This is a genomic window from Dyella sp. PARNA 12/25 (assembly GCF_055702865.1).
The window spans coordinates 590,023-611,089 of record NZ_JBVQCI010000002.1; the positions used below are offsets into that span (position 1 = coordinate 590,023).

General features: G+C 63.0%; 22 protein-coding genes. 6 read left to right on the plus strand and 16 right to left on the minus strand.

The window, feature by feature from the left end; translation table 11 throughout:
- The first annotated feature begins 71 nt into the window (after positions 1–71).
- The 4 genes from AC0GUR_RS07430 (at position 72) to AC0GUR_RS07445 (ending at position 3,557) form a co-directional block, all read left to right on the plus strand.
- Positions 72–1,037 carry a DMT family transporter gene (locus AC0GUR_RS07430; RefSeq protein ID WP_472876802.1) on the plus strand — a complete coding sequence of 322 codons (966 nt, stop codon included), beginning with the start codon at positions 72–74 and terminating at the stop codon, positions 1,035–1,037.
- Between the two features lie 70 nt (positions 1,038–1,107).
- Positions 1,108–1,683, plus strand: coding sequence for an NUDIX hydrolase (locus AC0GUR_RS07435; RefSeq protein WP_472876803.1), 576 nt, complete (start codon positions 1,108–1,110; stop codon positions 1,681–1,683).
- 94 nt (positions 1,684–1,777) lie between these two features.
- Positions 1,778–2,140: a hypothetical protein gene (locus AC0GUR_RS07440; protein ID WP_472876804.1), complete on the plus strand. Its 363-nt coding sequence runs from the start codon at positions 1,778–1,780 to the stop codon at positions 2,138–2,140.
- 223 nt (positions 2,141–2,363) lie between these two features.
- The gene (locus AC0GUR_RS07445) at positions 2,364–3,557 is read left to right on the plus strand and encodes a GGDEF domain-containing protein (protein WP_472876805.1); all 1,194 of its coding nucleotides are present in this window, start codon (positions 2,364–2,366) and stop codon (positions 3,555–3,557) included.
- 77 nt (positions 3,558–3,634) lie between these two features.
- On the opposite strand, the gene AC0GUR_RS07450 is transcribed toward AC0GUR_RS07445, so the two are convergent.
- From AC0GUR_RS07450 to AC0GUR_RS07505, 12 genes are all read right to left on the minus strand, one after another.
- The gene (locus tag AC0GUR_RS07450; RefSeq protein ID WP_472876806.1) at positions 3,635–4,012 is read right to left on the minus strand and encodes a cupin domain-containing protein; all 378 of its coding nucleotides are present in this window, start codon (positions 4,010–4,012) and stop codon (positions 3,635–3,637) included.
- 174 nt (positions 4,013–4,186) lie between these two features.
- The gene (locus AC0GUR_RS07455; RefSeq protein WP_472876807.1) at positions 4,187–4,489 is read right to left on the minus strand and encodes an STAS domain-containing protein; all 303 of its coding nucleotides are present in this window, start codon (positions 4,487–4,489) and stop codon (positions 4,187–4,189) included.
- Between the two features lie 11 nt (positions 4,490–4,500).
- Positions 4,501–5,685 carry a methyl-accepting chemotaxis protein gene (locus tag AC0GUR_RS07460; protein ID WP_472876808.1) on the minus strand — a complete coding sequence of 395 codons (1,185 nt, stop codon included), beginning with the start codon at positions 5,683–5,685 and terminating at the stop codon, positions 4,501–4,503.
- Positions 5,686–5,700: 15 nt separating this feature from the next.
- Positions 5,701–6,798, minus strand: coding sequence for a protein-glutamate methylesterase/protein-glutamine glutaminase (locus AC0GUR_RS07465; protein WP_472876809.1), 1,098 nt, complete (start codon positions 6,796–6,798; stop codon positions 5,701–5,703).
- A 100-nt stretch (positions 6,799–6,898) separates the two neighbouring features.
- Positions 6,899–7,558 (minus strand): chemoreceptor glutamine deamidase CheD, encoded by a 660-nt coding sequence (gene cheD, locus AC0GUR_RS07470; RefSeq protein ID WP_472876810.1) that lies wholly within the window; start codon positions 7,556–7,558, stop codon positions 6,899–6,901.
- The gene (locus tag AC0GUR_RS07475) at positions 7,555–8,436 is read right to left on the minus strand and encodes a CheR family methyltransferase (RefSeq protein ID WP_472876811.1); all 882 of its coding nucleotides are present in this window, start codon (positions 8,434–8,436) and stop codon (positions 7,555–7,557) included. The genes cheD and AC0GUR_RS07475 overlap by 4 nt, the downstream gene beginning before the upstream one ends.
- A 2-nt stretch (positions 8,437–8,438) precedes the next feature.
- Positions 8,439–10,154, minus strand: coding sequence for a methyl-accepting chemotaxis protein (locus AC0GUR_RS07480; RefSeq protein ID WP_472876812.1), 1,716 nt, complete (start codon positions 10,152–10,154; stop codon positions 8,439–8,441).
- Between the two features lie 26 nt (positions 10,155–10,180).
- Positions 10,181–10,687: a chemotaxis protein CheW gene (locus AC0GUR_RS07485; protein WP_472876813.1), complete on the minus strand. Its 507-nt coding sequence runs from the start codon at positions 10,685–10,687 to the stop codon at positions 10,181–10,183.
- A gap of 198 nt (positions 10,688–10,885) precedes the next feature.
- Entirely contained in the window at positions 10,886–12,559 is a 1,674-nt protein-coding gene (locus tag AC0GUR_RS07490; protein ID WP_472876814.1) for a methyl-accepting chemotaxis protein, read from the minus strand.
- A gap of 172 nt (positions 12,560–12,731) precedes the next feature.
- Entirely contained in the window at positions 12,732–14,717 is a 1,986-nt protein-coding gene (locus AC0GUR_RS07495; RefSeq protein ID WP_472876815.1) for a chemotaxis protein CheA, read from the minus strand.
- Positions 14,718–14,756: 39 nt separating this feature from the next.
- Positions 14,757–15,119, minus strand: a complete 363-nt coding sequence (locus AC0GUR_RS07500) for a response regulator (protein WP_472876816.1) — start codon at positions 15,117–15,119, stop codon at positions 14,757–14,759.
- A gap of 14 nt (positions 15,120–15,133) precedes the next feature.
- Positions 15,134–15,454 carry an STAS domain-containing protein gene (locus AC0GUR_RS07505; protein WP_472876817.1) on the minus strand — a complete coding sequence of 107 codons (321 nt, stop codon included), beginning with the start codon at positions 15,452–15,454 and terminating at the stop codon, positions 15,134–15,136.
- Between the two features lie 196 nt (positions 15,455–15,650).
- Here AC0GUR_RS07505 and fliK point away from each other — a divergent pair, with 196 nt between their 5' ends.
- Positions 15,651–16,796: a flagellar hook-length control protein FliK gene (fliK, locus tag AC0GUR_RS07510; protein ID WP_472876818.1), complete on the plus strand. Its 1,146-nt coding sequence runs from the start codon at positions 15,651–15,653 to the stop codon at positions 16,794–16,796.
- Entirely contained in the window at positions 16,793–17,068 is a 276-nt protein-coding gene (locus AC0GUR_RS07515) for an EscU/YscU/HrcU family type III secretion system export apparatus switch protein (protein WP_472876819.1), read from the plus strand. The genes fliK and AC0GUR_RS07515 overlap by 4 nt, the downstream gene beginning before the upstream one ends.
- A 58-nt stretch (positions 17,069–17,126) precedes the next feature.
- Here the strand turns inward: AC0GUR_RS07515 and AC0GUR_RS07520 are convergent, their stop codons facing one another.
- From AC0GUR_RS07520 to AC0GUR_RS07535, 4 genes are all read right to left on the minus strand, one after another.
- Complete coding sequence (locus tag AC0GUR_RS07520; protein ID WP_472876820.1) at positions 17,127–18,215, minus strand: porin; 1,089 nt, start codon at positions 18,213–18,215, stop codon at positions 17,127–17,129.
- 131 nt (positions 18,216–18,346) lie between these two features.
- Positions 18,347–19,276: a LysR substrate-binding domain-containing protein gene (locus tag AC0GUR_RS07525; RefSeq protein ID WP_472876821.1), complete on the minus strand. Its 930-nt coding sequence runs from the start codon at positions 19,274–19,276 to the stop codon at positions 18,347–18,349.
- Between the two features lie 119 nt (positions 19,277–19,395).
- Positions 19,396–20,613: a cytosine permease gene (locus AC0GUR_RS07530; protein ID WP_472876822.1), complete on the minus strand. Its 1,218-nt coding sequence runs from the start codon at positions 20,611–20,613 to the stop codon at positions 19,396–19,398.
- Positions 20,614–20,654: 41 nt separating this feature from the next.
- Entirely contained in the window at positions 20,655–21,044 is a 390-nt protein-coding gene (locus tag AC0GUR_RS07535; protein ID WP_472876823.1) for an allophanate hydrolase-related protein, read from the minus strand.
- Positions 21,045–21,067: the final 23 nt, after the last annotated feature.

A 21,067-nucleotide genomic window follows, 5' to 3' on the forward strand; every position in this document is an offset into this window, starting at 1 on the left:
TGCGCTCCTACAGAGAGGACACCAGCAATCTGGTACAAGACCACGCCATCCCACTCCGGCACGCTGCTTCCATGTGGACAGGCATTCTCTACGCACTCACCGCCGGCCTGATGTGGGGCCTGGTGTTCATCAGCCCATTGCTGCTGCCGGAATATCCGGCGGCGCTGCAATCCGTCGGCCGTTATCTCGCCTTCGGCCTGATCGCCCTGCCGCTGGCATGGATCGACCGGCGCGCCCTGAGCAGACTGACACGCACCGACTGGCAGGAAGCGCTCAAGCTCGCCGCCATCGGCAACTTGCTGTACTACCTGTGCCTGGCCAGCGCGATTCAACTCGCAGGCGCGCCCTTGCCGACCATGATCATCGGCACGCTACCAGTGGTGATTGCGATCTCCGCCAATCTCCGGGATGCCCGCCGCGATGGCCGCTTGCCCTGGCACCAGCTGGTGCCCTCACTGGTGTTGATCGCCGCCGGCATTGCCTGCGTCAATCGCGCCGAGCTGGCGGCGCTGAACCAGCACACACCCGGCGACCTGTGGCGCTATGCGCGCGGCGCATTGCTTGCCTTTGGTGCTGTGGCCTGCTGGACCTGGTACCCCTTGCGCAACGCTGACTGGCTGCGTCGGCACCCGGAGCGCAGTCCTCGCACCTGGGCCACGGCGCAGGGTATCGCCACGCTACCGCTCGCCCTGGCGGGCTATGTCGCGCTGTGGTTGTTCATGGGCGTGAGCCACAGCCCCTTCACTATGCCCTTCGGTCCCCATCCATGGCGTTTCGTGGGGTTGATGGTGGCCATCGGCCTGTTCGCCTCCTGGCTGGGCACACTGTGCTGGAACGCGGCCAGCCAGCGCCTGCCCACCGCGTTGGCCGGTCAGCTGATTGTGTTCGAGACGCTTGCCGCCCTTGGCTACGCCTTTGCCCTGCGAGGCCAGGCGCCAGGCTCGCTCACGCTCACTGGCATCGCCTTGCTGGTGGCTGGCGTGGCGTGGGCGGTGCGCATCCGTCCACGCCCCGTGGAGTTGTCCGTCACTGAATAGCGCGCGCGTGGTTGTCGCTGACATACCAGCGCGGCAACATGCAGGACTCCCTTGCCAGACGACTGCGCTGATGAATCACCCTCATGCTCATCCCCCCGCCGACGCCGATGCGCCCGTGGAAACCCTCTACGTGGGCAAGTGGCTGAGCCTGCGCAAGCGCGGCCGCTGGGAATTTGCCGAGCGCAACAACCCGGGCGGCGCGGTGATCATCCTGGCGGTGACACCCGAGGACAAAGTGCTGTTCGTCGAGCAGTATCGAGTGTCGATTCTCAAGAACACCATCGAGATGCCTGCCGGCCTGGTGGGTGATCTGCACGAGCATGGCGACGAGGACGCCTTGCTCGCCGCCGGCCGTGAGCTGGAGGAAGAAACCGGTTATCGCTGTGGGCGTCTCGAGTTCGTGCATGAGGGTCCATCCTCATCGGGCATGAGCACGGAAATGATCGCCTTCGTGCGCGCCTGGGATCTGGTCAAGGTCGGTCCCGGCGGCGGCGACGAGAGCGAAAACATCGTGGTGCACGAAGTGCCGCGCCAAGAAGCCGGCCAATGGCTGTTCGCCCGCGCCGCGGAAGGCTACTCCATCGATCCCAAGCTATTTGCAGGGCTGTGGTTCATTGAACACACCGATCTGCTCGCTCGTACCTGAACCTAAAAAGCTGGCGTAGCTAAAGATTTCAGCGGAACCGCCGATGCCAATCAGGTCATTCCTTTCCGACCTGACCCATCGACGGATTCCGCCCATGAAGACCCTGATCGCTTCCGCCCTGTTTCTGTTCGCCCCGCTGGCTGCTCACGCCGCCTGTGCCCCCACCGACTTTGCCGTGCAGGACTTCAAGATGAAGGTCGTCGGCAGCGGCATGAGCGCCCGCCTGAGCCTGAGCGGCCAGCTGGTGAACCATTGCGCGCAGGCTGCTGCCGCTCAGATCGCCATCGACGCCAAGGACAACTCCGGCAAGGTGCTGCAGTCCAAGAAGGGCTGGCCGGCAGGCACCACCAACATCGCGCCAGGCCAGTCGGTCGACTTCGACCTCGGCCGCCTGTTCCGTTTTGACCCCGAAATGCAGTCGTACACCGTCGGCGTGGCTGACGTGCGCACTTGGTAATGCCCTGACCGGCTCAACGCATTGCTTCACTTCAGGCCCCGAAAGGGGCCTTTTTTTCTGCCTAACGGCGACAAGGCACCCTCACTTATGTGACGCAGTTCAAGTTTTCACCCTTTCGTCCGATAAGCTTCATGACCCAAGACGGTCACGTCGATCCGCCAGCCTCGGCCGAGGCCCGGCGCAGCCCATCGGCCAATGGGGTGTGCTGGCACAAGGGAGCGCCATGCATCTGGACATACCGACCCTGACGCTAGTCAGCCTTTTGATGGGCATAGGTGCATCGCTCGGTTTTACGTCGCTGATGGCCGTGCTGTACACCCAGACCGTGCTGCGCATCTGGGTCGCCAGCATCTGGATCGGCACCGTCGGGATCACCCTGATCGGGCTGCGCAACCACATTCCGGATGCGCTCTCGATCGTGGTGGGCAACGGGCTGCTGGGGCTGTCCAACGTGCTTACGCTCAAGGGCATTGCCAAGCACGTGGGCCATCCCTTGCGCTGGCGCTGGCTGAGCTTGCTGGTCATTGCCTATGCCGGGTGCATGGCGTGGTTCGCCTATGTCACCCCCAGCCTCGGTACGCGCCTGCTGATAGGCAGCCTGCAAGCGATGGCCTTCAATTTTGCCTATGCGTATCTGCTGCTGCGCTACAGCGAGCCCGACATTCGCATCAGCTGCCGCATCGCCGCCACGGTCATGCTGTGCAACGGGCTGTTCTACCTGGTGCGCTCCTTCATGCCGCTCGATCCCGGCTCGGGGCAGGACATCATGATGGCCGGCACACCCGTGGCCGCCACCTACGTGATCGGCATACTCACCGGCCTCGCTTCGTACTTCGCGCTGCTGCAACTGATCACCGAACGATTGATGGTGGACCTGCGCCGCGCCGCGCGCACCGACGGCCTCACCGGCCTGCTCAATCGCAGCGCCATCGTCGCGGAAGGGCGCGCCAGCCTGGCGCGTTGCCAGCAACGCGGACAGCCCTTCACCCTGATCATCTTCGACCTCGACCACTTCAAGCAGATCAACGACCGCTGGGGGCACGACGCAGGAGACGCCGTGCTTCGCCATGTCACCGCCATACTGCGCGAGGTAACGCATTGGCCCGGCTCCCTCGCCAGCCGCTATGGAGGCGAGGAATTCGTGCTGGCCCTGCCCGGTGCCACGTTGAGCCAAGGGCTGGAGGTAGCCGAACGACTTCGTCACACCCTGGCGCACTCGCATGCACGCATCGACAACCACCTCATACCGGTCACCGCCAGTATCGGTGTCGCTATGGCGCGCCCTGATGCGCGCTTCGAATATCTGGTGCGGCAAGCGGATGAAGCCATGTACCGCACCAAGTTCGATGGGCGTAACGGTGTGAGCTCAGCCGAAGACGATAGGAGTCTGGTGGAGGCCGGCGACTCGCGCTGCTGAACTCCCGGCACGGCAACATCCCGGCGTACAACCGGGAGCATGGAACTGGGGCGCCAGTCCATTGGCGCACCACACGCTTATTTTGCCGACTTGAGTTCCACCACCAGCGCCTTCTCCGGCGCCGCCCCGGTGTTCTGGTTGCTATGGGTCACGGGGTCGCTCCAGATCGCCTCGCCCGCCTTGTGCTCCGTATCGGTCACCTTGCCGTCCGAGAAAGTCGTCTTGGTCTTTCCACCGGTAATGAAATAGACGACATTCCCCGGATGCGAGTGCATGGGAAGCGTATCTCCCGGCTTCAGCGAGACTTCGATGACACGGACCTGCTCGTTGTCGAGCAACACCTTGGTGTTCTTCGGTGCGACCTTGGCCATGTCTTGGGCAAGCACTGCCCCGCCACAAACAAAGCCGCACACCATCACCGCACACGCCACACCGAACCGAACGCGATTTGCCATGACACGCCCTCCGGGTATTCGATGAATACGCAAGTCGCGGAGGGGCGGAAGCGGCGCGGCTTAGCCTGGGATCAAACACCAGTCGCAGAGGTGGCCACGCTGGCCCGGCGGAAGCTACGCCTGCCGCCGGGCAGCGTCAATTGAGCAGATGGCAGAGCACCGGCAGGCGACGCTTCAGTGCAGTACGAACAGCTTGTCGAAGCCAGCCACGCGCAAGGTTCCGCGCAGGCTGCTGCCGGCATTCACGATGCGGATCTCCGCGCGGTCGGCGCCAGCGTGTTCACGCAGCAGCAGCAGCATGCCCAGCGCGGAGCTGTCCATGCTCGACACGTCACCCAGGTCGATGACATAGCTGCGCGCGGCGATGCCACCGAGGCAGGCGTCGTGAAAATCACGGTGTACGCTGAAATCGAATCGTTCACCCAGTTGCACGGTTACGCAATCGAGCTCGTGGTCATGGTGGACAGTCAGGTTCATGGCTCACATCCTTAGAAGAGTTCGATCTCGCCGGCGTCCATCGAATTCTGCAGCGCGGGGCCACGCGAACGCAGGCGCGCCTTCTCGCGCTGGATGGCCAGCCTGTTCCGCACGCGCTCGGCGCGCTGCGCCAGCAGCTCGGCATCGATCGGGTTGCAGGCCAACTCTGCGATGTCGCGCGTGCATTCGGTGGTGATCTCCTGGAGCTCTACCAGCCGCACGCGCGTCTGATTGATCAGCTGGCTGAGAATGTCTTCGAACTGCAGCGAGCGGATGGTGGTCGATACGTCGGTGCCAAGGCCACGATTGATCTCCACCACCTGATCGGCCACCGCGCTGGTGCGCGCGTCGCTTTCGGTGACGTGGGCCATCATGGCGTCGATGCCGCCCTTGGCGGACAGCGCCACGTTGAGATCCTGCGAGGCCATGGTACCGACCAGCCCACGCAGCTGTTCCATCGCCGTGCGGGCACGCTCGACGTGGCTGCCGATCTGTTCGTTGAACTGGTTGGAGTGGCTGGCCAGGTTGCGGATCTCGCCCGCCACCACCGCAAAGCCACGACCGGATTCACCTGCACGCGCCGCCTCAATGGCGGCATTGAGCGCCAGCAAGTTGGTTTCTTCGGCGATCGTGTTGACGTTCTTCAGCAGGCCGAACACGGCATCCATTTCCTTGGCCATGCCGTCAATGCGATACACGATGCGCAGGCTTTCCCGAGACATCTGGACCACCATGTCCACGAAATGCTCGAGCAGATCGCCGGTACGTGCGGCGAAATCCTGCACGGACACGCCCTCGTTCTGTGCGTCGATGATCTGGCGCAGCAGCGACTGCTGCATGCCGGTTTTGCGCGAAAGACCATCGAAGCCACCACCGAGCTCGGAAACGGCGTCGCGCAGCAGATCCAGCGCCTGATGCAGTTCGCGCGTGGCATGACCGAGCTCGTCGACCAGCGAGCTACGCACTTCCTCCAGCGCTTCGCGCACCGGCGCGTGCTGCTCCAGCGACGCCTGAATCACCGGCTCAGCACTGGGTGCGGCGCGGCGCAACTCGACAATCCATGTCGCGGTAAGCAGCACGATCAGCACGGGCGCCAGCCAGGCAGTTGGCCATAGCAGGGTCAGCACCAGTCCCGTGGCACTGGCCACCAGACCCATGACCGGGCGCACGCGCAAAAAAGAAAGAAAGGCATCCATGAAGGTATCCGCAGATCAGGTGGCCGCTGCAACGGCCCGAGGAATGGGTTGATGCGCCAGCGCGAGCAGGCGCGCTGCGATGTGATCGAGAGGCAGCTTTTCGTTGGTGGCGCCCAGCTTCCACGCCGAGCCCGGCATACCCCACACCACCGAAGATTCTTCGTCCTGCACCAGCGTGCGGGCGCCCGTCTGCTGCAGTTCCAGCAGACCACGCGCTCCGTCATCGCCCATGCCCGTCAGCAAGGCGGCCACGGTGGCCCGACCCACGCTGGCGGCCATGGAGCGGAACAGCACATCCACGCTGGGCTTGTGGCGATTCACCGGCGGACCGTCGTGCAGACGGCACACGTACTTGGCGCCATCCCACATCACCAGCAGATGCTGGCTACCCGGGGCGATGTATGCGTGCCCCTGCTGGATCGGCTGGCCATCCCGCGCTTCACACACACGCATCGCCGAACAGGTGTCCATGCGCGCCGCGAACGGGCCACTGAAAGCGGCGGGAATGTGCTGGGTGATGACGATGGGCGGCGCATCGGGCGGCATTGCCTCCAGCACCACGCGAATGGCCTCGGTGCCACCGGTAGAGGCGCCGATGGCAATGATCGGGCTGCCACCGCGCGTACCGGCACTCTGCGCACGCGGCAGCACGGCATCGGCGGAAAGGCGCGGCGGCACTTCCAGTTTGCGTACCGCGGTGCGCTGGCGCGGCCGGGCCAGTGCCGCCAGCTTCACCTTTGCGCAGATTTCCTGCGCACCTTCGGCAAAGGTGCTCGCCAGATCGGTGTTGGGCTTGGCAAAGAAATCCACCGCGCCCAGTTCCAGCGCGCGCAGGGTGACTTCCGCGCCCTCGAGGGTAAGCGAGGACACCATCACCACCGGCATCGGGCGCAGGCGCATCAGGTTTTCGAGGAAGGTAATGCCATCCATGCGCGGCATTTCCACGTCGAGCGTGAGCACGTCGGGATTCAGCTGCTTGATCTTTTCGCGGGCAATCAACGGGTCCGCCGCCGTGCCGACGACTTCGATGCCCGGATCGCACGAAAGCATGGTCGACAACAGTTTCCGCACCAGTGCGGAATCATCGACCACCAGGACTCGTACTCTTTCCATTGCCTACTCTTCTCGCCTTCGTGGTGCAGCGTGGGCGCTTGGCGCCCCTGCCAGCTGGCCCGTGCCGGCGCCGGATGCTTGCCCGGTGAAGCTGTTCCGGTCAGAACAGTTCCACCTCTCCCTTTATCGGATCGTTTGCCAAACGCTTGAGATACAACCGCTCGCCGTCTACCAACACGCCGTCGGTGCGGCCGCGCAAATGTTTGACCCGGGCCTTGCCCGTGGTCGGGAAGAACTGCACGTGGCGCGGGTGGATGTCGCCCAGATCCTCCGCACGCACGGCCAGATGCTCGGCCTCCAGGTAGCGCCGGACAAAAGCGATGTTGCGCTGGCCGATGTCGGTCATCGTGGCCAGCACACGCCCGCCGCCAAACACCTTGGCCTCCAGATCAGCACGCTGGCCGCCCGCCTTGAGAATGGCGTTGATCAGTTGCTCCATCGCGTCGTTGCCGTAACGTGCCGCGCGACCCACGGTGTCAGCCCAGCCCCCCCGCTCGCCACCCATAGGCTCGGGCAACATGAAATGATTCATACCGCCAATGCCGCGCTGGCGGTCGTAGATGCACGCCGACACGCAAGAACCGAGCACGGTGGAGATCATTTCATCCTGCTTGCTGACGTAATACTCGCCGGGCAGCACCTTCACCGTCACGCAGGCATGCGAGGGGTCCCAAAAGCGACGCAAATGCTCGAAACCGGGCAACACGCGCGCCGGGTCATAACTGACGCCGATGGGAAGATTCACTGCGGGGACACTCATGCACTGCGTTTCCGGTAGACCGTGCGTCCTATCAGGTCGAAGTTGTCGTTGAGTCCATACATGGACTCGGAATGGCCAAGGAACAGATAGCCCCCGTCGGGCAGCAGGCCGGCGTAGCGCCCGAATAACCGCTGTTTCGTGGGCTTGTCGAAATAGATGACGACGTTTCGGCAGAAGATCGCGTCGAACGGACCTTGCATCGGCCAGTCGTGCAACAGGTTCAGCGGTAGCACGGTCACCAGCTCCCGCAGGCGTGGGTGCACGCAGGCGAACTGGTCGTATTCACCCTCACCGCGGAGAAACCAACGACGGCGGCGCTCGACGCTGACGCCCTCCAGGCGCTCCAGCGGGTAGACGCCCTTTGTCGCGGTCTCCAGCGCCTGCGGCGACAGATCGGTGGCGAGAATCTTCGCATCGATGTTGCCGTGCTTTTCCAGCGCCTCGGCCAGCACGATGGCAAGTGTGTACGGCTCCTCGCCCGTCGCGCAGCCGGCCGACCAGATGCGCAGGCGGCCGCCGTGTTTCTTCTCGGCAATCCAGCGTGGCAGCAGCTCGTTGGTGAGCAGGTCGAAGTGATGGGACTCGCGAAAAAAAGCCGTGACATTGGTGCTGATGGCGCTCGCCAGCTCACCAAGTTCGCTGTGCGGGTCGCGCCGCAGCAGTTCGCAGTAGCTCTGGAAATCGCGCAGCTTCAGCGCCCGCAAGCGACGCAACAGACGCCCCTGCACCAGCTGCCGCTTGTGCTCGCCCAGCGAGATGCCGCAGTGCTCGTACACAAACGTGCGCAGAAAAGCGAACTCACCGTCGCCCAGCGACGGGCCATTCATGCCCGCCACGGCGGCGTTGCTTTCCATCGTTGCCGTGGCGGACGGGGACATGCTCAGAACTCCTTCCAGACGCCTGCATCAGCGGCTTCCGCCGCACGTGGTGCACGGACGGGCGCAGCGTTGGTGCTGCGCACTGCCGCAAACACCGCTTCGGCCTCGGCCATGACGGTCTTGGAGCGTGCCGTCTCAGAGACGGATTCGCCCGTGCCCTCACCCAGCTGGAAAAAACTCACCTGACGGGCCAGCTCACCGGCCTGCTCCTGCATGGCTCGCGCGGCGGCAGCTGCCTCTTCCACCAGCGCGGCGTTCTGCTGGGTCATCTCGTCCATCTGCAGCACGGCATGATTCACCTGGTCGATGCCAGCGGACTGCTCCTGACTCGCGGCAGCAATCTCAGCCACGATGTCGGTAACTTTCTTCACGCTGTCCACGATGTCCGCCAGTGCCTTGCCGGACTGATCCACCAGCGACGAACCCACGCGCACCTTCTCTGCGCTGTCGTTGATAAGACCCTTGATCTCTTTGGCGGCACCGGCGCTGCGCTGTGCGAGGTTGCGCACTTCCGTCGCCACCACCGCAAAACCGCGTCCCTGTTCACCCGCACGTGCTGCTTCCACCGCAGCATTGAGGGCCAGCAGGTTGGTCTGGAAAGCGATTTCATCAATCAGGCTGACGATCTCGGAGATCTTGCGGCTGGAATCGTTGATCTCGCGCATCGCCGCGCTCGCCTGCGAAGCCACCTCGCCGCCGTGCTCGGCCTGGCGGCGCGTGGCCGTGGCGAGCTGGTTGGCGTGGCTGGCGTTCTCGGCATTCTGCTTGACGGTGGAGGTCATCTCCTCCATCGACGAGGCGGTTTCTTCCAGGCTCGACGCCTGTTCTTGCGTGCGCTGGCTGAGGTCGTCGTTGCCGCGTGCGATCTGCTGTGCTGCGGAGCTTACCGAGCCCGCGCCATGACGCACCTCGCCCACGATGGCGCCGAGACGCTCGTCCATGGTGCGGAGCGCTTCGAGCAGTTCGCCCAGCTCGTCTTTGCTGCTCACTCGAATGTCATGACCCAGACGCCCGCTGGCGATCTCGTTGGCCACCTTCACCGACACGCCCAACGCAACCATGATCGAACGCATCATCAGCAGGGCCATCGTCGCCGCCACGGCCAGGCCGCCAATCAGCGCAAACAGGCTGACGGCGCGGATGAGGTGATAGCGCGAGACCTGGTCGTCGTAGATCTGCTTGGCGTCTGCACGCTGTGCGTCCACCAGCTTCGCCAGGGTGTCCTGGCGCTCTATCATCATCGGTCGCACTTGCATCTCAAGCAGTTCCATGGCGCCGGTGTCGCCCTGCTTGAGCGCGTCGACCATGGAGTCCTTGGCGTCCTTGTAATCGGCATCCGTAGAGCGCCAATCGGCGTAATACTTCTTCACCGCTTCGCTCTTCGGGATGTCGTCGAATTGCTTCTTCAGCGTTTCGACTTCCGCCTGCAGCTTTTCGTACTCGGCGAGCTTAGCCTTCACCTGGTCCGGCTTGCCGACCAGCGTGCCGGATTCACCAAGCAGGATGAAGGACATCAGCGAGCGCTGCGAGATCTGCGAGATGAGCTGCGCGGGCACGATCTCATCGTCATAGATCTTGCCCATGCCGTCGTTCTGCATCTGCATGCCGCCGAGGCCCACGATGGCACCACCGATCAGCATCAGGCCCAACAGACCAAGCACGGCACGCATCCGGTTGCGGACGGACAGCGTGGGGACTTTCAGTGTGAATTTTTTCATGTTGATTCCACTTCCTGCTAAATCGGTCAGGCCACGGCTTTCACATCAGAGGCAGCGGGCAGAGCAGCCTCCAGCATCTGTGCGTCCTGCGGCTGCAACAGCTTGTCCACGTCCAGCAGCAGCACCATGCGCTCGCCGACGGCGGTCAATCCCTTGAGGTATTCGGTATCCACCGTGGTGCCCATGTCAGGCACGGGACGAATGGCGGCGGCATCCACATCGAGCACATCGGACACGGCATCGACCACCACGCCGAAGTTGCGGCCGGCGACCGTGGCAATCACGGTGACGGTGGTGGCGCCGTAGGCTTCGCGCTCCAGGCCGAAACGCAGGCGCATGTCGATCACCGGCACGATGGCGCCGCGCAAGTTGAGTACGCCCAGCACGTAATGCGGCGCCTGTGGAATACGGGTGACCGGCGTCCAGCCGCGGATCTCGCGCACTGCCAGAATGTCGATGCCGTATTCCTCGTGGGCGAGGTTCACGGTGAGGTACTGCGACTGGAGCGCCTCGCTCCGGGTGTTATCGGACATGGTTGCCTCATGGTCGGGGCCATCTACCAGGCCCCTTTCAAAAGCTGAATCGGCGGAAAACTGGGAAACTTGAGCGATGGCGCTGAGCCAGATGCCTCTCTGTGGGAGCGCACCCTGTGCACGACACACCTACGGAGCGGCGACACTGTGGCGCTGCGGTCGCGCACAAGGTGCGCTCCTACAGAGGGTGTCGCGTGTTTAGAACTCGTTCCAGCTATCTACAGTGACAGGTATCGTGCGGGACGCCGCAGGCGCCACGACGGGGTTGACACGCGGCCGCGCCGGAGCGGCTATCGGGGCTTCCTGCAGGCGGAAGTAGCGAATCTGACGCTCCAGTTCGTCCGCCTGTTCCTGCATAGCGCGGGCAGCGGCTGCAGCCTCCTCCACCAGCGCAGCATTCTGCTGGGTGACCTCATCCATCTGCATCACGGCGCGGTTGACCTGATCGATACCCGACGACTGTTCCTGTGCCGCGGCCGCCATCTCAGCCACGATGTCGGTGACTCGCTTTACGCTGTCCTCGATGCCGGCCAGAACTTGTCCCGATTCCGCCACCAGCACCGAGCCAGCCTGCACCTTCTCCACCGTGTCGCCGATCAGCCCCTTGATCTGCTTGGCAGCACTGGCGCTGCGCTGAGCCAGGTTGCGCACCTCGCTCGCCACCACGGCAAAGCCACGGCCCTGTTCGCCGGCACGTGCCGCCTCGACCGCAGCGTTCAGTGCCAGCAGATTGGTCTGGAACGCGATCTCGTCGATCAGTTGTACGATGTCGGTGATCTGGCGGCTGGCCGATTCGATCTCATGCATGGCGCCGCTGGTGCGCAGCGCCACTTCCCCGCCCCGCTCCGCCTGTGTACGAGCTGTGCGCGCCAATTGATCCGCATGGCTGGCGTTGTCTGCGCTCTGGCGCACGATGGAGGTCATTTCCTCCATGGACGCCGCCGTCTCCTCCAGACTGGAAGCCTGCTCCTGCGTACGCTGCGAAAGGTCGTCATTGCCGCGGGAAATCTGCTGGGCGGCGGTGGATACCACCTGCGAACCCTGCTGCACCTCGCGCACGATCTCCACCAGTTTGGTGCGCATGCGCTGCAGCGCGTCGAGCAGGCTGCCCGGCGCAAACGTGTGACCCTTGTCGCTGGCCGCCAGGTCACCGTCGGCGATACGTGCGGCCATCGCCAGCGCATAAGCGGGCTCGCCACCGATGCTGTGACGAATACTGCGCATCGACAGCCAAACCACGCCAATCACCAGCAGGCCCACCAGCAAGGCGCGCATCAGGCTGCCTTCCAGCACCTGGCGGAACTGTGCGTCGATGTCCACGAAGTACGCACCCGCGCCGATGTGTAGATCCCACGGCTTGTACCAGGCGGTGTAAGTGATCTTGTGCTCGGGCTGCTTGCTGCCGGGCATCGGCCAGATGTATTCGGTGGCGCCCCGCCCTTCCTTGCGGTCGGCAGCCAGCATGTCCTGATAGAAATGCTTGCCGGTGACGTCGGCATCGTTTTCGATGTTGGTGCCCACACGCGCGGGCAGCATGGGATGCATGCGCATCACGAAGTTGGAGTCGAAGGCAAACACGTAGCCTTTGCCGTCGTTCCAGCGCAGCGCCGTCAAGGCCACCAACGCACGGCGACGCCCCTCTTCATCGCTGAACTCCCCGGCCTGTGCGCGGGTGTGGAAGTTTTCCAGCAGACTCTCTGCCGTACTTACCTCATCGGTCAGCGCGCGTACCCGCGCTTCCATCTGCAGACGGCGGCTATCCACGGCGGAAATCACCGTCAGCGCCAGCAACCCGGCTACCACAAAGGCAACCACCAGCCACACCTTGGCGCGCAGGCTAAGGCGATCGACAACTTGCCAACGGGACTTCATAGGGAGAAACCTTCAGAACGAAAGGATGGGAAGCGATGGCCCAGATGTATTCCCTGCGCTGTATTTCTTCGGCCCGCAGTGCGCCGGTCGCGGCTTTCTGTCGCGACTGAATCTGTTCTACGTGTGTTGTTGCGGCTGGCGCCGATCCTTCGACGCCCCTTCCGGAGTTGCGTCAGGCGGCCTTGCGGCGCCCCTGCATGCGTACCAGACCTGCAATATCCACGATCAACGCCACGGAACCGTCGGCCAGGATGGTGGCGCCCGACACGCCTTGTACGCGGCGATAGTTGGCTTCCAGCGACTTCACCACCGCTTGCTGCTGGCCGATGAGTCCATCGACGAACAGGCCCACGCGCGTGCCCTCGCCTTCCACCACCACCATCAGGCCTTCATCGATGGCGCGTACGGCGTTGTCGCAAGCAAACATGTCGTGCAGGCGGATTACCGGCAGGTACTCGTTGCGGAAACGGAACAGCTCGCCGCCACCCGCCACGCTGCGCACCGCGTCGCTCTTGAGTTGCACCGACTCGACGATGGACACCAACGGCACGATGTAGCGTTCATCACCCACCGCGGCGGTAAGCCCGTCGATGATCGCCAGCGTCAGCGGCAACGTAATGGTGAACACGCTACCTTTGCCCTGCGTACTGCGAATGGTGACGGCGCCGCCGAGATCCGCCACGTTGCGGCGAACCACGTCCATGCCCACGCCGCGACCGGAAAGATCGGTGGTCACTGCTGCCGTGGAGAAGCCAGGCTGGAAGATCAGATCGCCCACCGCTTCGTCGCTCATGCCTTCGCCGCTGGCGATAATCCCGCGTTGGATGGCCTTGGCGATGATGGCGTCGCGATTCAGACCGGCGCCGTCATCGGACACCTCCACCACGATGCTGCCGCCGCGATGCGACGCCTGCAAGGTGAGGGTGCCGGTGTCCGACTTGCCTGCCGCGCGGCGGATGTCCGGCGTTTCCAGACCATGGTCGATGGCATTGCGCACCAGGTGAACCATCGGGTCGCCGATTTTCTCCAACACCGTCTTGTCCAGCTCGGTCTGCTCGCCAACCAGCTCCAGCTTCACCTGCTTGCCGAGCTTCTGGCTGATGTCACGCACCATGCGCGGGAAACGGTTGAAGACAGAGGCGATGGGCAGCATGCGAATGCCCATGACGCTTTCCTGCAACTCACGCGTGTGACGCGCAAGTTGGGCCAATCCCTGTTCCAGCACGGCCAGCCGCGAGGCGTCGATGTCACCGCCGCGGAAGGTGTCGAGCATGGATTGGGTAATCACCAGCTCGCCCACCAGGTTAATCAATCCGTCGATCTTGTCGATGGACACGCGCACCGAACTGGACTCGGCGCTGGCGTCACGTTGTGCGCGAACCGCACCGGCATCAGCCACGCTGGCCGTGGGTACGGCAGCTGCAGCTGGCGCTGCTGCTGTCTGGACAACCACGCGCTTCGCTTCAATCGCGAGATCGCACTCGTCTTCCACCCAGTCGAATACGGCGGCAATGTCTGCGCGCTTGACCGGCCCCTTCAATTCGATGGTCCAGCCCAGATGGCATTCGCTGGGTTCGAGTGCCGCGAGCGTCGCCGGTAACCGGTCGAACTCCGGCGTCACGCTGAGCTCACCCAGGCCGGTCAGTTCACGGATCAGGCGCAACGGATCGTTGCCCCCCGCCAGCATGCCGGGATGAGGGCGGAATTGGACGGTCCACGCATCCGCCTGATCTTCGGCGCGACGCGCCTGCACGTCGCCGGCAGGCACACCGCGCCCCATCGCCATGGCCAACTCGTTGCGCAGGCCATCGGCCACCGCATCGTTCAACGGTTCACCCGCTTGCGCTCGCGCGAACATGCCACGCAGGCAATCCACCGTGCGCAGCAACAGCTCAATGATGCTGCCGTCGATGGCACGCTTGCCGCCGCGCACTTCATCGAGCAGGGACTCCGCTTCATGCGTGAACGAGGACATCTCCGGAAAGCCGAAGGTGGCCGCGCCGCCCTTGATCGAATGCGCCGCGCGAAAAATGGTATGCACCAATTCCGCATCGCCGCCGTTATCCAGCGCGAGCAGCGACGACTCCATCGTATCGAGCCCTTCCAGGCTCTCTTCGATGAACACCTGTTGGAACTGCGCCAGACCGGCCTTGCTCATGGGGATACTTCTCTCAGGAATAACGTACGTGCGGTACCGTCAACCAAGCACGCGCTTGACCGTAGCCAGCAACTGCTCGGGGTCGAACGGCTTCACCAGCCAACCGGTAGCGCCGGCGGCCTTGCCTTCCATCTTCTTGTCGGTATGCGACTCGGTGGTCAGCATGAGGATGGGCACACCCTTGTATGCAGGCATCGTGCGCAGCTCTCGCACCATGCTGATGCCGTCCATCACCGGCATGTTCACGTCCGCCAGCACCAGGTCGAAGCTGCTGCCTCGCGCCGCGTCCAGCGCCAGCTGGCCGTTTTCGGCCTCGCTCACATCATGGCCAGCGCCACGCAAGGTGAAAGCCACCATGCCGCGCATCGAAGCCGAGTCGTCCACCGCAAGAATCTTTGCCATCTTCCACCTCAGTTTCAGGCCGGCATCGTTGCCGGCAATTCCAGAGCCTTGACCAGGCCGAGCACGCCGGCCGCGTCACGCATGACATCGCTGACACCCGCCCAAGTGGGCGTCTTCCCGCTTGCCACCGCGCCGCGACGGAAGGTCAGCAGCAGCTGCAGCGCCGCGGTATCCACGCGCTCCACACCCGTGCCATCGAGCTGTACGGCAGGCGCTTCGAGTGCCTCGAGCAGACTGGCTTTGACGTCGGCCAACCCAGCGAGACGAAAATCGGCCGGCAGCGCGATCACCCGCGCCTCGCCACCACCCTTGCCCTGCATCGACTTGCTGCCCATTGCACCTGTTCCCCGGTCCACCTTGTGGACGTCTACGGGTGGTTTATCGGCCACCTCCGATGGCGCTTTAGCGCGGCTGACGTCATTGAACCGGTGACGAACCTGCCAAAACGTGGCATTCAAGTTTTCGGCCCCCGTGCCGATGCCCACAGCACGGACGGGCGCATGCGCGACGCCCTGCCGCAAGGAGCCTCGCTTGATCATTCAACCCACCAGCTTCGCCGCCCTTACCTGGGCTGGTGCTGCCTCTGGCAGCGCGGCGGAGAGCTGGCGCATCGGCACCGTGCTGTCGGCGCGCCCGTTGGGGATCAATCCCGATGGAATGATGGTGCTGCAGATCGGCGCCCTCGCGGTGGAAACAGAAGCGCCGCGTGGCCAACTGCCTTCGCAATTTCAGGTGCGCGTGCTCACGCTCGGTGCGCAACCGCAGCTGGAAGTGATTGCGCCACAGACCGCCGAACCGGCGATGCAAGTTGCGCTGCGCGAGCGCCTTCCGCAACAGAATGGCTACGCTCCGTTGCTGGCCACGCTCGATGCACTGGCCCAGCGCCCCGCCCTACGCCAGCTGCCCGCCTACCTGCGACCCGCCCTGGCTTTGCTGGAACATGGCGTACGCACGCCGGCCGAAATCACGCGCGGCGAAGGTCTGGAAGAAGCCGTCCATCGCAGCGGGCTGTTTCTCGAGTCGCAACTCGCGCAGTCGCAGGTCGACATGGCGGTGTTGAGCCAGGAAGACTGGAAGGGTGCCTTGCTGCGTCTGGCCAGCCTGCTCGATGACTACCTGCCCGCCCGACGACCTGGGTCAGACAGCGGCAGCGAAACACCGCCGCCATTGCAGCAGCGTGGGCCGCAGGCGCAGCCGCGCGTGATGCTTCCAGCCGCCTTGCTCAATGATGATGTCGACGCTCTGCTCAGTCGACTCCACGGCGAAGTACACGCCGCCCTGGCACGCGTTGAGGTCGCGCAGCTCGAAGCCACCACGGTGCCGGCATGGATGATCGAGATACCGCTGCAGGGTGAAGACGGGCGCGACATCCTGCAAATCCAGTTGCAGCAGACGATGGATGCCGACAACGGCTCAGCGTCATGGGTGCTGGGTTTCGCACTTGACCTGCCAGCTCTGGGTCCGGTGCAGGGCGAATTGCAGCTACGCGATCTGCGCCTCGCGGTGCGCTTGTGGGCTGAGCGTACTGATACTGTGCAGCGTCTGGAACGGCAATTCGGCGCACTGCGCTATCAACTCAGCTCGGTGGGCCTGATCCTCGATCAGCTCAGTTGCCAGCAAGGACTGCCGCAATCGAGCAGCCCTCACAGCGCCATCCTCTTGAAGACCATGGCATGAGCACACCCCTACCGCCAGCCCAACGACGCGTCACACTCCGCTTGTCAGGCGGTCCCAGTGACGCCACGCCCGCCGCCAGCCTGCCAGCGGAATCGCTGGAAACCCTACTGGCTCGCGCACGCGCACTGGGCATCCCGCTGCACCATGATCCGCAGATGGCGGCGTTGCTTGCGTCGCTGCGATTGCGGCAGGAAGTACCCTCTACGCTGTATGCCGCCGCAGCGGCCGTGCTCTCATGCATTTACGACGCCGCCGACCTCGACGCCGAATAACGCCATGCGCGTGCACGCCGGACCCCACCGGCGCTGGCATGCACGCGCCCGGCAAGCCTCAGAACTTCACCCGCAAGCCCAGGCCAAAGGTGTAGCCGCCTGACTGATCGTTGATCTTGTCGTTCATATAGGCCACATAGGCATCAGTGTTCTTGGTGAACGGGTAGTCGTATCCCAGTGACCAGGTGCGGCGGGTCTGCTCCATGCCACCGGAATCATTCGAATACGCATAAGAGGCCAGTACCGAGCCTTTGCCCGCCGGCACCGAGATACCCAGCTGCCCGGTGTTGACGTTCCAATGCCCTTGGCCGGCTTGCTGGTTGTGCGTGTACATGTACTGCGCAAAGGCCTTGACCACCTTCCAGTCGTACGAGACGCCCAGTTGCCCCACGCTCTGGCTGGTCCAACCCGTCACGATCTGGCCAAGATCCGCCGGCTGGCCGTTGTAATTGAGATACTGGTAGACGCCGGTCGCTGCAAAATTGCCGTTGGCATACAGCATTTGCGCCGCCACCTTCTTGGCGCCGTGATGATCGGACGAGTTGCCCGAGGCATAGGTGACATTGCCCTTCAGGCCATGGAACTCCGGCGATTGGTACTGCACCGCATTGCTCCAGCCCGAGTCGCCCGCCACGCCCTGATCGGTTGCATAGCTCGGGTACGAACCCACGCCGAGATACGTTTGCTTGATCATCGGCGAGAACCCATACGAATCCACGAACGGGTTGAACAGGATGGTGGAGATGAAAAGCGGCGTGGTCACGCGACCGATATGCAGTGACCCGTAGGGCGACTCGATACCTGCGTAGGCGCTACGCGAAAGGAAGGTATCACCATCGAAGCGACCATAGGCGCCATCGGTGGGACGAAAGAAACCCTCCAATGTCACGACGGCTTTGTAGCCTTCCGCCAGCTGATCACTACCACTGATGCCCCAGTACGACGTCGACATGCCGCCGTCGGAAATCAGCCATTCGCTGTTTCCGCCTGGGAACTTCTGCGCACCACCCCACACATCAACCAGCCCGTAGAAATGCACCTCGGGCGTCGGCAGATGGGTTTGTGCAAACACGGGCGCTGCGCAGATGCCGCCCAGTAGCAGGGCACACGATGCCCGTTTGAAGCCAGTCACAGAAAGCATGTTCATGATATCCACTCCATTGGATGAGGCGGCATGCACACCAGAAGGGTCTTTCTGCGGACAAACGGGCCCTGCCGCCATCGCAAGCGATGCGGTGCCCGGTGCACTGCCGGGTTAAAAACTCAGTCGTTAAAGCGTCAGTGCGTACTCATAGAAGAGCTTCGCGCAACGCCACAAAGTCCATTGCGTCGTTCGGGCTGGGACAGGTAGTCCACCGCCCAACGCCGCGCCTTGCCCATACCATCGGGCCGAAACGCCAGAAACAGCTGCGTCGCGTGCTTCTGCTCCCGTAAGGCCTTTCTCACCAGCGGCAAACCGCGATGCGTTCGATAGAGGTGGCTCGGTATGTAACCGATGGCTGCATTACGACCAATCAGCGCTGCTGCGGTGAGAAAATCCGAAACAAAGACCGGCTTCTGTCCCTCCAATAGCCAGGCCTGGAGTCCCTGCAGGTTCACCGAGGTATCTCGAATGCACACGGCCGGATAACGCCGCAACTCCACGTTTTCCAGCACGTGTTCTGCGCGTGCCAGCGGGTGGCCCGCACCCACCACGAAATCCCATTCCATGTGTCCCAGCGACTGGCTCACCACGCCATCGGTGCTTGGCACCGCGTGCGGTGCGCCCACAACAATGTCAGCCCTGCCGCTGTAGAGCGCGTCCCAGGAACCGTTGTAAACCTCTCTGCTCACAGTGAGCTTGGATGAGGGGAACGTTTCCTCAAACGTACAGATGAAATCGATCAGCTCGTCCTGCGGAACGATGTTGTTGACGGCCACGGTCAGCTCGCTCTCCACGCCCGCGTCGACAATGGCGACGTTGCGCTTCAATGCCTCCAGGTCGTCAAGTATGGATTTGCTGTGGTGGATGAAGTACTCACCCGCAGACGTCAGCTGGATGTAGCAACCCTTGCGGGTAAACAGCTGTACGCCGAAGGTTTCCTCCAGCTTCTTCACCGTATAGCTGATAGCCGATGGCACCTTGTGCAGCTTCTCGGCGGCTAAGGTGATGCTCTGGTATTTGGCGACCATACGCACAACTCGGATACTTTCGTCTGAGGTAAACATGGGACCGACCTCCTGCTTCCGAAACCGTACCAAGCGCGCTGCCTGCGTGGTCGACACCTGCGGCCAGTTGACACACCTTCTTGGCACAGTTTCAGACGAATCTCAGGTCGGTAGGCCCGTTATCGGTTTAGCCGGCTAAGTACGGCGTAACACACGCTGGCCACCAGAATCGAATCCAGCGAGGGAATGGTGGTCAAGGTCAGTAAGCCCTTGATGGCGGCAAAACCCACCAGCGAGCCGGCCAGCCACGCTACGAAGGTCAGCACTTTCACCTTGGGCTCTTTCACCAACGTGATTTCGTCGTAGCCACCACGGCGATACAGCAGGTAATCGGCCACGTAGATGCCCGCTACCGGCGGCGTCGCGACGCCGAGGAACAGCAGGAACGGAATGAACCACGACATGATGTCCATGCTGCCCACGATGGCAGCCAGCACACCCAGCGCGATGGTGATCTGCCATTTCGGGAAACGCGTCAGCAGGGTCGACACCACCAGCGTTCCCTGGAACATGTTGCCGGCATTGCCCGTCACCGTGGCGAAGATCAATAGCAGTGCGGTCGGTAGCACCGCGCCAAACACGGCCATCGCCTCCATCAACGAACCTTTGCCGGTCAGCGCGCTTGGCATCGCACCCGCCCAGAAGAGCAAGGGATAGGCCACGGCGAACGTCAACACCGCCGCCATGATGGCGTGCTTGCGGTCATGCACGAAGCTGCCGAAGTCCGGAAGGGTGGTTACCAACACGATGATGGTGCCGACCACGGTGGAGACGGCAACACCCGTGCTCATCTGACTTACGTCGCCCACCGACATACCTTGCCCGTGGAATGCGCGGTAAACGACATAGCACAACATGGCCGAGATGATGGGTACCGCGATCTGCGCCACCTTGCCCAATACGGCAAACCCGAATGCCGTGGATGCCACAAAGATCACGCAGCCGATGGCCACCAACAGAGTCGTGGGAACGTCAACACCGAAACCGGCCAGCAGATCATGTACGGAGTGGCCGAACATGCTTGCCGTCACAGCGATCCACCCAAATAGGCTGATCGCCATCAGCACGTTGATCGCAACGGCACCCTTTTCGCCGAAGGGGTATTTGACGATGCCGTAAGTGGGGAGGCGTGCCTTCTCTCCCACGCATATATTGATGGCGGCCAGTACGGTCAAGATAAGGCTGCCAATGGCCACCACTGTGACCAGTGCCGAACTGCTCAGCTTGCTGCCCAGGCTGGACGAAGAAAGCAGCACCGGTGTGACGGCAATGCCCAGCAAGATCATCGCGATGCGATGAGAGGGCGCCGTATCCAGATTGACGTTGGTCTTGCGCATTCCATAGCTCCTGTGAAATCCATCCTTCCGCTTTTGCTCGATTACGAGTCGACGTGCTGGCCCGTATAAGCGCGCCAGCCACCGAACCGGGTGATCTCCTTCTGCCCTTTCAGCAGCCACGGCTCAGCCAACACGCCAAGCACCTCTTCGCCGCCACTCAGGACGACCTTGCCGATGCTCAAACCCGCGGGCTCGCTCAGTAACAGCTGGCCAAGCGATGCCATTGGCAGTTCCCACAATTCCAGGGCCACCGCAGAGCCTCCCTCGCTGACGCGGATCATGCCCGGGTGCCTGTCGCCAATACTCCAGATTCGATAGCTGGTTTCGGTGTCGTCCTCGCGCACGAACACACCGTGTGCAGCGCGCATGTTGTGATTTAGCGACAACCCGCGCATCAGCGTGCCGTTGACTGCCAATAATGTCTTGTCCATCGCCTGCCTATCCTTTGCTCTGT